At 41.3% G+C, this 14,895-nt stretch carries 12 protein-coding genes; 6 read left to right on the top strand and 6 right to left on the bottom strand.

The genetic code is table 11. The features are described 5' to 3' along the window. Positions 1–119: 119 nt before the first annotated feature. The 3 genes from ACSYTE_RS02440 to ACSYTE_RS02430 are packed head-to-tail and all read right to left on the bottom strand — an operon-like array spanning position 120 to position 3,998. Positions 120–2,111: a S9 family peptidase gene (locus tag ACSYTE_RS02440; protein ID WP_491717127.1), complete on the bottom strand. Its 1,992-nt coding sequence runs from the start codon at positions 2,109–2,111 to the stop codon at positions 120–122. Then, positions 2,104–2,886 carry a YibE/F family protein gene (locus ACSYTE_RS02435; RefSeq protein ID WP_491717126.1) on the bottom strand — a complete coding sequence of 261 codons (783 nt, stop codon included), beginning with the start codon at positions 2,884–2,886 and terminating at the stop codon, positions 2,104–2,106. The genes ACSYTE_RS02440 and ACSYTE_RS02435 overlap by 8 nt, the downstream gene beginning before the upstream one ends. Beyond that, on the bottom strand, positions 2,883–3,998 hold the full coding sequence (locus ACSYTE_RS02430) for a YibE/F family protein (protein ID WP_491717125.1): 1,116 nt from the start codon (positions 3,996–3,998) through the stop codon (positions 2,883–2,885). Before ACSYTE_RS02430 ends, ACSYTE_RS02435 begins: the two co-directional genes overlap by 4 nt. A gap of 255 nt (positions 3,999–4,253) precedes the next feature. On the opposite strand from ACSYTE_RS02430, the gene ACSYTE_RS02425 reads away from it, so the two are divergent. From ACSYTE_RS02425 to ACSYTE_RS02405, 5 genes are all read left to right on the top strand, one after another. Then, on the top strand, positions 4,254–5,447 hold the full coding sequence (locus ACSYTE_RS02425; protein WP_491717124.1) for a quaternary amine ABC transporter ATP-binding protein: 1,194 nt from the start codon (positions 4,254–4,256) through the stop codon (positions 5,445–5,447). Further along, a complete protein-coding gene (locus tag ACSYTE_RS02420) occupies positions 5,447–6,310 on the top strand; it encodes an ABC transporter permease (protein ID WP_491717123.1) in 864 nt (287 codons plus the stop codon). The genes ACSYTE_RS02425 and ACSYTE_RS02420 overlap by 1 nt, the downstream gene beginning before the upstream one ends. Positions 6,311–6,320: 10 nt before the next feature. Then, the gene (locus tag ACSYTE_RS02415; RefSeq protein WP_491717122.1) at positions 6,321–7,220 is read left to right on the top strand and encodes a glycine betaine ABC transporter substrate-binding protein; all 900 of its coding nucleotides are present in this window, start codon (positions 6,321–6,323) and stop codon (positions 7,218–7,220) included. Between the two features lie 99 nt (positions 7,221–7,319). Next, positions 7,320–9,239: a M13 family metallopeptidase gene (locus tag ACSYTE_RS02410; protein ID WP_491717121.1), complete on the top strand. Its 1,920-nt coding sequence runs from the start codon at positions 7,320–7,322 to the stop codon at positions 9,237–9,239. A 68-nt stretch (positions 9,240–9,307) separates the two neighbouring features. Continuing rightward, a complete protein-coding gene (locus ACSYTE_RS02405) occupies positions 9,308–11,299 on the top strand; it encodes a S9 family peptidase (protein WP_491717120.1) in 1,992 nt (663 codons plus the stop codon). Positions 11,300–11,342: 43 nt separating this feature from the next. Here ACSYTE_RS02405 and ACSYTE_RS02400 read toward each other — a convergent pair whose 3' ends face one another. From ACSYTE_RS02400 to ACSYTE_RS02390, 3 genes are all read right to left on the bottom strand, one after another. Further along, on the bottom strand, positions 11,343–11,525 hold the full coding sequence (locus ACSYTE_RS02400; protein ID WP_491717119.1) for a hypothetical protein: 183 nt from the start codon (positions 11,523–11,525) through the stop codon (positions 11,343–11,345). Between the two features lie 13 nt (positions 11,526–11,538). Then, positions 11,539–12,969 (bottom strand): MFS transporter, encoded by a 1,431-nt coding sequence (locus tag ACSYTE_RS02395; protein WP_491717118.1) that lies wholly within the window; start codon positions 12,967–12,969, stop codon positions 11,539–11,541. 79 nt (positions 12,970–13,048) lie between these two features. Next, a complete protein-coding gene (locus ACSYTE_RS02390; RefSeq protein WP_491717117.1) occupies positions 13,049–13,912 on the bottom strand; it encodes an alpha/beta hydrolase in 864 nt (287 codons plus the stop codon). A gap of 158 nt (positions 13,913–14,070) precedes the next feature. Here ACSYTE_RS02390 and map point away from each other — a divergent pair, with 158 nt between their 5' ends. Next, positions 14,071–14,865, top strand: coding sequence for a type I methionyl aminopeptidase (gene map, locus ACSYTE_RS02385; protein WP_491717116.1), 795 nt, complete (start codon positions 14,071–14,073; stop codon positions 14,863–14,865). The last annotated feature ends 30 nt before the right edge of the window (positions 14,866–14,895 follow it).

Below are 14,895 nucleotides of genomic sequence, written 5' to 3'. Positions count from 1 at the left end.
AATTAGTACTAATTCACAACACTCTCCTTTTATTGTTTTTCATATCAAATTTTTTATACACTTAGTATAACATAATTACAAAATTAAATAAAGCCATCGAATGAACGATGGCTTTACTTTTAAATTGATTCATTATTTAAATATCTGCGGAACCATTCTGTAACATCTTCTAGTCGCTGAACCCGTAAGTTCGGCAACCCATGCCTAGAAAGCCCGTGGTAAGACTGTGGATAACGGATGTAATCAACATCGGTGCCAGTCTGCTTAAGGGCGGTAAAGAACGCCTCACTTTGGTTCGTTGGGACTCGCATATCGTATTCACCGTGTTGAATTCTAACGGGAGTTTTCACCTGATCAGCATACTTTAGTGGTGAACGATCCCAGTAGTAATCATTGGCATCATCGGCATAAAGATCCTTGCCCAATTCAGCACTTGCGTAACGAATCCCAATATCTCCAGTGCCATATAATGCTTGCCAATCAATAATTGGCCGTTGAACACTTGCAGCCCTAAAGCGATTCGTATGGCCAACCGCCCAGGCCGCAAAGAAGCCCCCGTAAGAACCACCAGCTAAAAAGACCTTATCGGCATCCAAATCACTGTAATGATCCAATGCAGCCTGTAGTCCAGTCATGATATCATCGTAATCCATTTCACCATAGTGGCCCATTAATGCCTTTTCAAACTTTTGCCCATAGGTAGTAGACCCCCTGGGGTTTAAGAACACGACCGCAAATCCACTACTGGCTAAGTATTGGAATTCATGCATGAATGATTCCCCGTATGCATCGTGGGGGCCACCGTGAACATATAAAACAACTGGCGATTTTTGATTCGGATCGAAATTATGGGCGTGCATTACCCAACCGTAAATCTTATCCTTACCATCACTAGTGTCATAGGTAAACCCGCCCACTTCGGCGTACTCATGGGTAGCTTCATAGGCCTGATTAGGATTGTAAATCCCCCGTTCGTCGAACTGCTTTAAGTCGACAATTCTCAACTCGCTGGGCGACTTTTGAGACGATGCACTGATCAAAACATGGTTCACATCAATGGGGACAAAGTCATAGATCTCACTATGGTTATCACGCACTAATTGAATGTCACCATCTAAGTTTCCGGTATATAACTGACTATAGCCATGGTGATAAGAATGGAAAATGTAATGCGAACTATCCAGCCAAAAAATACTTAGATTACTGCGTTGTTGAGCAAAATCAGTACTCAACCCCCCAGCAAATCCAGCATCGATGTCATCATTTAAGTTTAGTTGGTAAAGATTCCCATCATCAATTGGGTATAAGTAGAGGTGGTTAACGGTCGCATGAACATAGTGATTATCGTTACCAATCACGATAATATTTTTACCATCTGGTGAAAAACGAGCATCGGTAAAGATCCCACTAGGCATTTCACTGGTTACCCACGTTTTTTTCTTATTAGCAATGTCATAAAGGTATAATGCCGCCGTATCATCAACCGAGTCGGTCAAATTATGCATTGTGGATTGAATAAAGACTAACCTTGTCAAATCAGGACTAATCCCCTGAAAATCTAAGTCATAGTTACTTTCGAACAACGGCACTTCTTGTTGGGTCTGCAAATCAAACATCGTCAACGAGTAACGCTTATCGTTAGAAAGCCAACCGATTCCATCAAGACGATTATCTAGCTTGGTAATATGCCGAATTTGCGGACGGTCACTGGTGTTGAACTTACTAGAAACGTTCGTATGCACCCTTTTTAAAACCAAGACGTTTTCATCAGGAGTCATGCGCATTTGAACGATCGAATCGGCATCAGTAACCTGTACTGCATCCCCGCCAGAAAGGGGCATCTTCATCAACTGGTAGCGCCCCTTAGAATCTAAGTGGCGATAATACAGATCAGTATGGGTCCCAACTGGTTGAACGTTAATCCCACCAGTTGCCCAGATTTGGTAATGTCCATCCGTATCAACACTTGCAATCTGCGAAGTATACTTATTTGCTGCTTTATCAATCCCGTTTTCCACAAAAAAGGCCCGTTTCCCAATTGGATTGGGTTGGGTTAAGGACTTTAGCTGATATAGATCCTGTGCACTGACGCCTAATTTAGTATTAGTCATGTTTATCGACCTTCCCCTTTTTTCTTTTTCTAATTTGATATTGTTGTGCCATTACCAATGCTGTAACTGGAATCGTGATAATAACGCCGAGCAACGAAAATAAAATGATGATGAACTGCCCAGCAAAGACCTTGTCATTAATAATACTGCCAAGTGAATATTTTAGGCCCGCAAACCAAATAAACAGTGATAACGAACCACCGAACAAACCAAAGAATAGCGTGTTCAAAGTGGTTCCAATGATTTGCTTTCCCACTAAAATCCCATCGGCAAATAGTTGTTTCGGTTCAATCTTTGGGTGTTGCTCGATAATTTCATCTAACCCCGAAGCGATTGCCATTGTGGCCTCGGCAATTGCGCCTAGGGTACTTAAAATTGCAGTTGCGATTGCCACTTGAACGTAATCAATGCCAACTAGAATTGACATCCCCTCAAGGTCATCACTATCTTCAAGCCCAAACCCTTGTACTTGCGCCCAATGCTCAACTGGGATGATCAACAAGACCAATAACCCCAGTACCACTAAGGAAGCTATAAAGGCAATTTGACTCGTTTCATCACTCGTCCCACTAAGAAAGATCGTGATTGACAAAATGATTACTCCGGTCACAAGGGTGACTATCAAAGATGAGAAATGAAACGCAATCAAAACAATGGCAAAGAATAAAAAGCCAAAGTTCAACAGTAAACTAATGAATGACTGAAGGCCCTGTTTACCGCCCACAACCACCATCAATACTAATAATATCAAACCCAATGCGGTAATTGTACTCATTTGACTTTTGCCCCCCGTTTTTCAATCATCAAGCTCGCAAGCCCACTTGCCAGTGGAATCGAGATCACGATTCCAATCCCACTAATGAGGCTTTGCACGACTCCTAACGACATATTCATTGAAAACGAGTAACCCCAAGTATTGCCATTTTTTAAAAATAGCAGCGCCATTGGAATCGTTTCCCCCATAAAAATAAAGAATAACACGTTTAATAACGGCCCCATGATTGATTTACCGATTTGTTGCCCGGATAAAAAGATCTGTCGACTTGAAATATCGGGACGCTCCTTTTTTAGTGCGAAGAGCGAAGAAACGATATCGGTAGACTCATCCATGACCGCTCCTAGTGAACCAATCATAGTGGCAGCTAAAAACAACGGGCGCGGTAATTGGGTCACATACTGCATCGATTCGTAGTAAACCCCCCGTTCATGGGTAAAGACAAAGACTACTAGTGCAATTAAGATCGAAGCTGCTGTGCCTAAGACAGTTGAAAGCAACGTTACTAGCATCTGGCGGGTAAAGCCTAAAATTAAGATCAACGTAATTATTGAGAACACGACCGCTAAAACAGAAAACACCATTAACACCTGGGTTCCTTGACTATGGCCATTTAACATTACCGCAACGACAAATAAAATCGTATTGACCACAATACTCAACAATGCTGTTAACCCACTTAGCTTCAAAAAGATCAGTAATAAACAAGTGGCTAATAACACTAAAAATGTAATTGGCACATCGCGCTTGTAGTCCTTAATCGTTGTGCGATAGTTTTCACTCGGGTGAACCACTACGAACGCTTTTTGCCCGACCGCATACTTATGATCCATTGTCTCAGAAGTCGAATAGGTATTTTGCACCGTGATGTGGCGTCCCTTTTGCTTACCATTCAACAAAATTCCGCTCAACGTTTGATTCGTCTGTGAATCCGAGTTATGAAATTCATCCGTGGTCGTAGTGGTCTCCCCCTGCGTCACACTTTGCACTAACATGATCGGTTGTTTATAGAATCCATCATCATGCATCACTGCGAACATAACTAAAACACTTGCTAAAACTAACCCTAAAATTAATTTCCAAGGAATTTTATCAATCAATTTTTGCATCATTTTCATCTCAATCTAAAAAAATTTATAATTCATTCTAACACACTAATCTAATCACGTTTACCACTGACATTTAGTTAGTTCAATTTCCTAATTGATTTGACACAAACTTTTATTTTCTTTAAGGTATTATATATAGTTTGTCTAATTAGGACGTTATGTCCTGTCAAAATAAAAGAGCCCACCTGGCCCTTTTTTTATTTTATTGCTTAGATAGGGCTGCCGTCCTATCTTTATTTTTAACTCGGGAGGAATTTTATGACCACCAAAATCGAAGTCAAAGGATTAACCAAGATTTTTGGTAAACACATTGGCAAAGCTAAGGAAATGATGAAAAACGGCAATTCCAAAGCAGCTATTTTAAAAGAAACTGGTAGTACCGTTGGGGTGGATAACGCCTCATTTGCAGTGAACGATAATGAAATATTCGTTATCATGGGCCTATCTGGAAGTGGCAAGTCGACCTTGATTCGAATGCTCAATCGGTTGATTGAACCAACCGAAGGGACAATCACACTCGATGGCAGTAGTGTTACTAGTGCTTCTAAGGAGGAATTACGCCAAATCAGAAGGACCAAAATGGATATGGTCTTTCAAAATTTTGCGCTATTCCCCAATCGCACCATCATCGAAAATACCGCCTATGGATTAGAAATTCAAGGCATCACTAAGGATGAACGACTAAGTAAAGCGCATGATGCCCTTGAATTAGTTGGCCTTCATGGTTATGATGATGAATTTCCTAGCCAACTATCCGGTGGAATGCAACAAAGAGTGGGCCTTGCAAGAGCCCTTGCTAATGATCCTGAAATTTTATTAATGGATGAAGCGTTCTCCGCTTTGGATCCGTTGAACCGTAAGGAAATGCAGGATGAATTAATCGACTTACAAGAATCCGTAAAGAAAACGATCATCTTCATCAGCCATGATTTGAACGAGGCCCTGCGCATCGGGGATCGAATCATGATCATGAAGGATGGTGAAATCGTCCAGATTGGAACGCCAGAAGACATCTTACAACACCCCAAGGATGAATACGTAGAGGCATTTATCCAAGGTGTTGATCGGACAAAGATCTTGACTGCAGAAAACGTCATGATCAGACCAGCTACGATTAACGTTGAAAAAGATGGCCCTAGAATTGCACTCCGCAGAATGCGCGATGACGAAATCTCTAGTATCTATGCGGTTGACAGCGAACGCCACTTAGTCGGGCTAGCAGATGCTCAATCGGTCGACGAATTAATTCAACAAGATGATCGTGACATTCAAAAGGCAATTCAAACTGAGATCCCTACCACCGAATTGAACACCCCGATCAAAGAATTGTTCAAAACAATTTCTAAGACAGCGGTTCCAATTGCCGTCGTCGATGATCAAAAGCGGCTCCGTGGAATTATTATCAGAAGTTCAATTCTTGAATCACTTTCAGGAAGTCAGGGGGGTAAATAATGAACTTATTCTTTGCACAATCACAACCAATTCCAGTAGCAGACTGGATCAATCATTTCGTAAACTGGCTAACTCAATTCGTGGGCTTTTTCAACGGCATCACTAACTTCATTGGTGCAATTATCAACGCGTTCCAATGGGTGTTCGACCTTTTACCAATTTGGTTGTTCATCATCCTAGTGCTTGCAATCACCTTTTATGCATTACGCAAGGCTAAATTCATTGGATTAATGGCTTTCGAATTGATCGGCTTACTCTTCATCTGGAACCAAGGGTTCTGGCGTGACATGACCCAAACGCTATCATTAGTGCTGACGTCTAGCCTGTTGATCGTAATCATCGGGGTGCCGCTTGGAATCTGGATGGCTAAGTCCAAAACGGTTGCCGCCATCTTGAAACCGATCTTAGATTTTATGCAAACCATGCCCGCATTCGTGTACTTGATTCCAGCTGTCGCCCTCTTTGGAATCGGAATGGTTCCTGGGGTCATCGCATCGTTTATCTTTGCCTTACCACCAGTCGTTCGCATGACCAACTTAGGTTTATTGCAGGTGCCAGGTGATTTAATCGAAGCTGCTGATTCATTCGGTTCGACGAGTTGGCAAAAATTAGTAAAAGTGGAGCTACCACTTGCCAAGTCAACGTTAATGTCTGGTGTGAACCAAGGAATGATGCTGACCCTTTCAATGGTAGTTATCGCCTCGATGATCGGGGCCATGGGACTTGGTTCTCAGGTCTACTTCGCAGTTGGCCGTAACAATGCGGGGGCTGGATTCACCGCTGGGCTGGCAATCGTAATTCTAGCCATCATCTTGGACCGTATTACGCAGGCCTTTAACCGTTCTAAGCAACCAACGAAGTAAGGAGGGCCATATGAAACGTAAACACCTATTAATGATCGTCCCAGTCATTTTGATCACCTTCATTTTAACGGCTTGCCAGAGTGTGACCGCTCCTTATAATCCAAAGGAAAAGCTCGGTCCGCAAATCAACTATACGATCACTGGAATTGATGCTGGAGCAGGAATTATGGCCTCGACTCAAAAGGCCCTGACAGAATATCCATTAGCCCAAAATAAATGGCAGCTTCAAACCAGTTCTACGGCTGCGATGACCAGTACTTTAGATAAGGCGATCAAATACAAACAGCCGATCGTAATCACTGGTTGGCAACCACATTGGATGTTCACCAAGTATCCGCTCAAGTTCTTAAAGGATCCCAAAAATGTTTATGGGAAGACAGAACAGATTCACACGATCACTAAAAAGAATCTCAAAACCAGTAATCCAGGCGCTTATCAGATTCTCAAACAATTCCACTGGACGCCTGCTGAGATGTCTCAAGTCATGCTCCAAACAAACGCGGGAGTTGACCCTGCCAAAGCGGCTAAGGATTGGATCAAAAAGAATCCCCAAAAAGTTGCCGAATGGACTAAGGGTGTGAAAAAGGGTAATCAACCAGTCAAGATGACCTATGTTGCATGGGATTCAGAAATTGCATCGACCAATGTAATTGCCCAAGTGCTTGATTCAATGGGTTATAAGACCACGATCCAAGCAATGGAAATGCAACCAATGTGGGTCTCAGTTGCTAATGGTTCTGCTGATGCAACCGTGTCCGCATGGCTGCCTAACACCGCTGGATTGTACTACAAACAGTATCAAAGCAAAGTTGATGACGCAGGCGTTAACTTAAACGGTGCCAAGGTCGGATTGGCCGTTCCAAAATACATGAAAAACATTAATACGATTGAAGATTTAATTAATAAATAACATTAAGATCCTATTTGTTTAAAGGCGGTTTACGTTACTTGTGAGCCGCTTTTTTGTATACTATAATTAATCAAAATTTGGATATGGAGGAATTTTTTTATGAGTGACACAGTAAATCAGGCCCTAATCAAAACCGATATTTACCAAGCAGTTAACGGTGAATGGTTAAAGGATGCCAAGATTCCAGCTGACCATGCTTCTACTGGTGGATTCATGGATTTAGTTGATGACATCGAAAAAACATTACGCAGTGATTTTAAAGCCCTTAGCGAAGGGAAATGGGAACCAAGTAATCCCGAAATGGCTGAATTTAAAAAGTTCTACCAACTAGTATTTGATTTTAAAAAACGTGATCAAATCGGTGCTGAACCACTGAAACCCATCTTGAAACGCATCGAAGATCTTGATTCATACAAAGACCTAGATGATCAATTATCAGACTGGATCCTATCAGGCTTACCACTGCCATTTAATTTTGAAATCGAAGCCGACATGAAGAACGCTAAGATCAACGCCCTCTTCTCTGGGGTACCTAGCTTAATTCTGCCCGATAAGACCTACTATGCCGCTGGCAATGAAGCTGCTAAGCAATTAATGCCTGTATACACGCAAATGGCACGGCAATTATTAGTAAAGATCGGCTACTCTGCTGATGAAGCCGAAGCGATGGTTGAAGAAGCTAAGCATTACGATGCCCAAATTGCTCCAAACGTTAAATCAGCGGAAGAAAATGCTGATATCACTAAGATTTACAACCCTAAGAAGTTTAGTGAATTCGTCAAGGCTACTGATAAGTTAGACCTTAACAAGGCGGTTACCGAATTAATCGGCCAAATCCCCGATCAGATTATTGACACCGAACCAGAATACTTTGCATTCTTAAAGGACCTCCTTGATGATAATAACTTCAATTTAATGAAGAGTTGGATGATCGTTAAGACCGCTATTTCATACAGTAATCTTTTATCGGAAGACTTACGCGTGCTCGGTGGGACATACAATCGGGCCGTTTCAGGACAAAAAGAACCTGCTAGTAAGGACAAAGCAGCCTACTACCTTGCGACAGGCGTCTTTGATCAAGTTACTGGTGATTACTATGGTAAGAAATACTTTGGTGAACGCGCTAAACAAGACGTGCATGACATGGTCGTAAAGATGATCAACGTCTACAAGCAACGGTTAACTGATAACGATTGGCTAGGTGAAGCTACCCGCCAAAAGGCCATCACCAAACTTAACTCCCTCGTCATTCAAGTGGGTTATCCAGATGCCATTGACCCCATCTTCAAGCAATACAAGGTCGATACTGAAGAAGACGGTGGTACGTTGATCAGCAACGTTGAAAAATTTGGTAAAATCACAACCAAAGATTCCTTTAGCAAGTGGAACCAACCAGTAGAAAGAACTAAGTGGGAAATGAGTGCTGATACGGTCAATGCCTACTACCATCCTTTCAAAAATATCATTGTTTTCCCAGCTGCGATTTTACAAGCCCCATTCTACAGCTTAGATCAATCATCGAGCCAAAACTTCGGGGGAATTGGTGCCGTGATCGCCCATGAAATTTCTCACGCCTTCGATAACAATGGTTCGCAATTTGATGAATTCGGGAACATGAACAACTGGTGGACTAAGGAAGACCACGAACATTTCGACCAACTCGCCCAAAGTATGATCAAGCAATTCGATGGCATCCCATTTGCTGGTGGCAAGGTCAACGGTAAATTAACCGTTTCTGAAAACATTGCCGATGCTGGTGGCCTTAGCTGTGCCGAAGAAGCTGCCAAAGCCGAATCAGACTGTAATTTAGCTGAATTCTTCATTAACTGGGCCCGCATCTGGAGAAATAAGTCGACTGAACAAAGAGAACAGCTACTGCTTTCGATTGATGTTCACGCCCCTTCCGAACTAAGAGCGACCGTCCAAGTAAAGAACCTCGCTGACTTCTACACCACATTTGATGTTAAACCAGGCGATGGAATGTACATGGAACCAGATCAACGGGTCAACATCTGGTAATTTATCAATCCATTCGATTGAGTGCTATAATATCAGTGGATTCTGTTATTTTATAAGGAGGAATGATAATGGCTCAAGGCGTTTCAAATCATGATTTATTTAAATTAAAATCCATTACGCAACCAACTGCAATCGGGGATCGTTATTTCTTTGTTGAAAATGGAATTGATGAGGAAAGTAACCAATACTACAGTAAAATTGCTAGTGTCGATGAAGATCAGAACTACACAATTTGGGCTGATGGTGGGATTAATGTCAATCCCATTGTCTGTGATGGCAAACTCTTTTATTTACACAGAGATGCCCAAAAACACTTCCAAATTATGGAAATGCCACTTACTGGTGGAACCGCTAAACAAATTACCAGTGGCAATAACATTGAACAAATCAAAAAATCAAGCGATGAGCAAACGCTCGTTTTAAAAATTACTAAATCACGGGTCAAAACGAAGTATGAAACATCTGACTTTCCAGTGCCCCGCCACGTTAATAAAATTTTCAATCGGTTAGATGGAATTGGGTGGCTCCCAAACGATTTAAGTTATGAATTAGTTTACTTTGATGTTCATACGCACCAAACGATCACCCTATTAGATGTTAAACATGACTTTGATCTAAAAACAATTAGTGCCGATAATATGAAAATTGTCTATACCAAATCCAATCACCCTGATCTAAAGACAGATTATGATCCCACTCAGGGGGTATACATGTACAACGTTGATACCAAAGAGGAAACTTACATCACTAAAAGTGTTGATGGTGGGATCTTCTCAGATGCCCAGTTCTCCCCTGATGGCAAACAATTGGCATTAATTGGTAACACCAATGAACACCCTAATTGTACAGTCAATAACTTTTGGCTATACCAATTTGATGATGAACAATTAACCAACGTTACCAATAGTGATGATAAATATGACTGTGGGTATGAAAATGGTTTAGCTGCTGACTTTGCTCAACATAAATTGGGTAAGGCGATCCAATGGCTAGATAATGATCATTATGTCTTCCATGCCTATCATCATGGCCGCAGCATCCTATTATCAGGGTCTGGTAATGACTATCAACTCCTTCATGATGGAATTGAAGATGTATATGACTTCAGTGCTTTGAACGATCACCAAATCGTCTTAAGCGTTTCCAAACAAGAAAAGCCTAGTGAACTCCAAGTGCTAAACATCGATGGTCAAAACGCTGACGTTACAACGATTTTCAATCCTAATGCTCAGTATGAAAAAGACCATACTTATGCTAAGTCCGATCATTTTATCTATGTCTCCAAAGATCAAAAGGTCCAATTAGATGGTTGGACGATTCACGCTCATAACTTAGCGGATGGCCAAAAGAGTCCAGTCATCCTATACATTCATGGTGGTCCCCATGCTGCTTATGGTGAAACATTCTTCCATGAATTCCAAACGCTTGCTAACCACGGCTATGCAGTCGTATTTGTCAACCCAAGGGGTTCCACATCTTACGGTCAAGCATTCGAATCTGATGTGATTGGCCATTATGGTGAAAATGACTATTCAGACGTCCTAACTGGTTTAGACTATGCATTAAACCAATTCCCGAACCTAGATGCTGATAAACTCTTCGTTGCTGGTGGTTCTTATGGTGGATTCCTCTCCAGTTGGATCATCGGCCATAACGACCGCTTTAAAGCAGCCAGCGTGCAAAGACCCGTTACTGACTGGCAAGCACTCTATGGCACCAGTGACGTTGGTTTTTGGTTCAACCGCACTGAACTAGGGGTTGATTTATTCAAGGACGCTAATGCCCATGAGGTATACTGGGATAAATCACCACTGAAATATGCTCACAATGTAAAGACGCCAGTTAGAATTCAACACGGTGAGTACGACATGCGATGCCCTACCAACCAGAGTGAATCTTACTTTACGGCGGTCAAGCAAACTGGCACCGATTGTGATTACATTCGTTATCCGCAATCATTCCATGGTTTCTCTAGAAACGGATTGCCTAACCTAAGAATTCAAAGAATTGATGATATCCTTGAATGGTTCAACCGTTATAAAAGCGACCCACTGAAGTAACCATTCGAAAAAAAATCCTGATGACATTCGTCATCAGGATTTTTTATTTTTTGTGGTTGTGTTTCTTAAAGGCTTCATAAACGCCCACAACGGCTTCTAAGAACATTCCAGTTGCCATCATTCGCATTGCGATCATTTGAGCATTCATATCGTTATTAAATGAAAAGTATATCAACACACCATAGAAAATTAAGAACATCACAGAAACTATTTTAGAATTACACATCATTAGTCGGCTCCTATTTAGTTTGGTTCGTCTGTGAACGAATCATAAATGCAAATAATAACCCGACTAGTTCTAATACTAGCATGGTCACGAACACAATGTGATAAGCATTATGATTAGCAACGGTTTCAGCAATGCCACTCGCTTTTTGATTTCTTGCAACATTGGTTAAAATTAAAGTTGCTACAGCAACCCCTAGCGAACCTAAGATTTGCCGAGCGGTCGTGGTAACAGCAGTCCCATCAGCAACGACATCTCGTGGCAATGAATTAGCCCCTAACGTAACAGCAGGCATCATTACAAAGGCGTTCCCACCTTCGATCAGCATTGCCAATAAAATCATGACCCAGATGTTAGGTTGACCAGGAATCACGGCCAGTAATAACCAACCTAATACAATCATCGTCATCCCTGATAACATGGTTTTCTTAAAACCGATCCGATCGGCTAATTTACCAGTCAAGGGGTTCAAGAAGCTAAGGAATGCCGCACCCGGAACCAATGCCATCCCAGAGATAAATGGTGACACCCCTAAAATATCTTGGTAGTAAAGTGGAAAGACAATCGTCGTTACGATCAATGCAATGTAAGAAATTCCAGTTAAAAGCACCGATAAATCGTAGTTAAAAGTCTTTAAGACCTTTAATTGCAAGAGCGGGTGCTTCATTGTCCATTGCCGATATACGAAGATGGCAACGAATAAAATACTTACCGCTAAAATAATAATTGCTTGCCCCAAGTTGACGTTTGGCTTACCAATCATATTCACTACGTACAAAATCCCTGCAAATCCAACCAATAAGAAGGTGGAAACGTAGTCTAAGCTACTCTTCTTATGGGGCATTACATCCTTAATGGCATGAAAACTTAGGAATAAAATAATCGTTGCCGTTGTAATGAAGAACACGAACAACCCATGCCAATCGGTAAACTTCAGTACGACCCCAGAAATAATTGGTCCCACTGCTAAGGCAGAACCCATTACTAATCCTGCCAGTCCCATCGTGCTCCCCCGTTGATCCTTAGGAGTGATGTATAGTAAGACCGATTGATACGATGGGAATAAAATCCCCACCGCAACGGCCTTTAAGATCCGCCCCACCATCATAATCGGAAAGGTAGGCGCAAATAAGATAATAATCGATCCAACATCAAACAAAATAATTACAGATATAAATAAAGTCCGAAACCCGATGTTGTTCAATAACCATGGACTGACCGGCATCATAATGCACATTACCAGCATAAAAGCGGTCGTTAACCACTGCACGGTAGTCGCCGAAATATTAAAGTAGCGCATGAACGTAGGGTAAACAGTCGATAAAGATGATTGACTGATCGACATCGTAAAGCTTCCTAATAGAAGAACAAAGATAAACCAAGAACGGTTAAATGGTTTGCCATGTAAGTCATAGCTTACCTTTTGTTCAGCATTTTGGTTCATTATTAATCACCTCAAATTATAATCATTATAAATTGATAACTACTATATTTTATAACGATTACAAACAAAAGTAAATAGATTAGCGCTTATCAAATAATGCCTTTTCTACTAAACGATCGACAACGGGATGGTTGAACAATCCGAAATGATTGGCATCACTACCAGTTAGCTTAATTGCTTGGTAGTTATCAGTCCGTTTTTTGACCAGATACTTTAAGGATTCGGAAGAGACGTTGGTAATGACGCCATCGTTATTGCCCTTGCCCGCACTATTACCGTAGATATTTAATACCTTCACGTTCTTAGGCATCGTCTTAGTACTGGCTAGAATATCATCATATGAAGGATATTCCTTCGTTGCTTTTCTCATGATCAATGGCTTATCATCGTTGTTCAAATGATTAGAATTAGCCTTATCATTAGTCTTCATAACCCCATTATAACCAGCACAAATTGAAATCAACTGGCTTAATTCTGGGATGCTAGTATCCTTGTCACTAGCGGTCATTAAAGCAGCAACCGCACCCCCACTAAAACCAACTGCATTATAGTTATTGTAATCATACTTACTCTTTAGATGGACCAAGACTTTATATAGGCCATGCATTTGATCATATACAGTGGTTTTATTGCCAAAGGTTACCTTAATCAGTGGCTGAGCAGTTTTTTGCGTTAACTTGCCCTTGTAAACGGGATTACCATTTTTAAAGGTAATGCTGAGACTCTTATTGCCCCCGTCCCGTTCACCAATCGTCATTAAATGGTTCGCAGCTTTAGTAGATGAATTCGCACCGTTTATGTACAGAGTAGGAACGGGACGATTAACTTTTTTGCTGGTTTTATTTAAATCATTATCATTGTTAATGCTAACGAATATTGCAGCTGCTAATACGATCACTAGCGCTACCACTAACATGATGGTTTGTTTTGCATGCTTAGTCACGAAAATCAGTCTCCTTATATATTGTCTAGATATAAGAATACTAGAAAATTCAACTAATTTCATTAAAAAGTGTCGATTTAAACAATTTCATTAGCATGATTCGGCCAAAAGTAGTAAATTAGATGGTGAGATAATAAAATAAGGGAGCGAATGATTAGATGATTACATTAAAATCACCTCGTGAAATCGAAAAAATGGCCGAATCTGGTGCGATTTTAGCTGGGGTTCATAAAGGATTACAAAAATTAATCAAGCCTGGTTTAGATACATGGGAAATTGAAGAATTTGCTGATAAGTATATTACAGACCATGGTGCCAAAGCCTCAGAAAAGGGTTTTGACGGCTACAAGTTCGCTACTTGTATCTCCATTAATGATGAAGTAGCACATGGAATTCCTCGCAAGGGCCTTAAGTTAAAGGATGGCGACATCGTTAAGGTCGATATGTGTGTGAATAAGGATGGCTTTGAAAGTGATTCTTGCTGGAGTTACGCTGTTGGCAACGTTTCTGATGAAATCAAAAAGTTAATGCAAGTGACCCACGATGCCTTATACCTTGGAATCGATCAAGCAGTGATCGGCAATCGGATCGGTGATATCGGTGCGGCAATCCAAGAATACGTTGAACAACAAAATGGTTTTGGTGACGTGCGTGAATTAATCGGTCACGGAATTCAACCATCCATTCACGAAGCACCAAATGTGCCTGGCTATGGACATGCTGGCCAAGGGATGCGGTTGCGTGAAGGAATGACGATTACGATCGAACCAATGGTCAACACTGGTACTTGGCAAATTACCGATCGTTACGATAAAAAAGACGACTGGACCTACTACGTTTCAGCAGACGGCACTCCATCTGCTCAATACGAACATACCTTAGCAATCACTAAGGATGGTCCTAAGATCTTAACTTCTCAAGACCCCGAAGCGGATCAAAAATACATGCTTTAAAATGAAAAAGATAATTCCAACCCCTCGGTT

The organism is Nicoliella sp. ESL1120 (assembly GCF_058508515.1).
Note: the sequence above shows the minus strand (reverse complement) of the source record. Positions and strands in the feature narration are given on the sequence as shown.

Bases quoted from the DNA above. Each gene is read 5' to 3' on its own strand.
- map (WP_491717116.1), top strand. From the start codon at position 14,071: ATGATTACATTAAAATCACCTCGTGAAATCGAAAAAATGGCCGAATCT.
- ACSYTE_RS02410 (WP_491717121.1), top strand. From the start codon at position 7,320: ATGAGTGACACAGTAAATCAGGCCCTAATCAAAACCGATATTTACCAA.
- ACSYTE_RS02395 (WP_491717118.1), bottom strand. From the start codon at position 12,969: ATGAACCAAAATGCTGAACAAAAGGTAAGCTATGACTTACATGGCAAA.
- ACSYTE_RS02425 (WP_491717124.1), top strand. From the start codon at position 4,254: ATGACCACCAAAATCGAAGTCAAAGGATTAACCAAGATTTTTGGTAAA.
- ACSYTE_RS02435 (WP_491717126.1), bottom strand. From the start codon at position 2,886: ATGAGTACAATTACCGCATTGGGTTTGATATTATTAGTATTGATGGTG.
- ACSYTE_RS02440 (WP_491717127.1), bottom strand. From the start codon at position 2,111: ATGACTAATACTAAATTAGGCGTCAGTGCACAGGATCTATATCAGCTA.
- ACSYTE_RS02415 (WP_491717122.1), top strand. From the start codon at position 6,321: ATGAAACGTAAACACCTATTAATGATCGTCCCAGTCATTTTGATCACC.
- ACSYTE_RS02400 (WP_491717119.1), bottom strand. From the start codon at position 11,525: ATGTGTAATTCTAAAATAGTTTCTGTGATGTTCTTAATTTTCTATGGT.
- ACSYTE_RS02430 (WP_491717125.1), bottom strand. From the start codon at position 3,998: ATGATGCAAAAATTGATTGATAAAATTCCTTGGAAATTAATTTTAGGG.
- ACSYTE_RS02405 (WP_491717120.1), top strand. From the start codon at position 9,308: ATGGCTCAAGGCGTTTCAAATCATGATTTATTTAAATTAAAATCCATT.
- ACSYTE_RS02420 (WP_491717123.1), top strand. From the start codon at position 5,447: ATGAACTTATTCTTTGCACAATCACAACCAATTCCAGTAGCAGACTGG.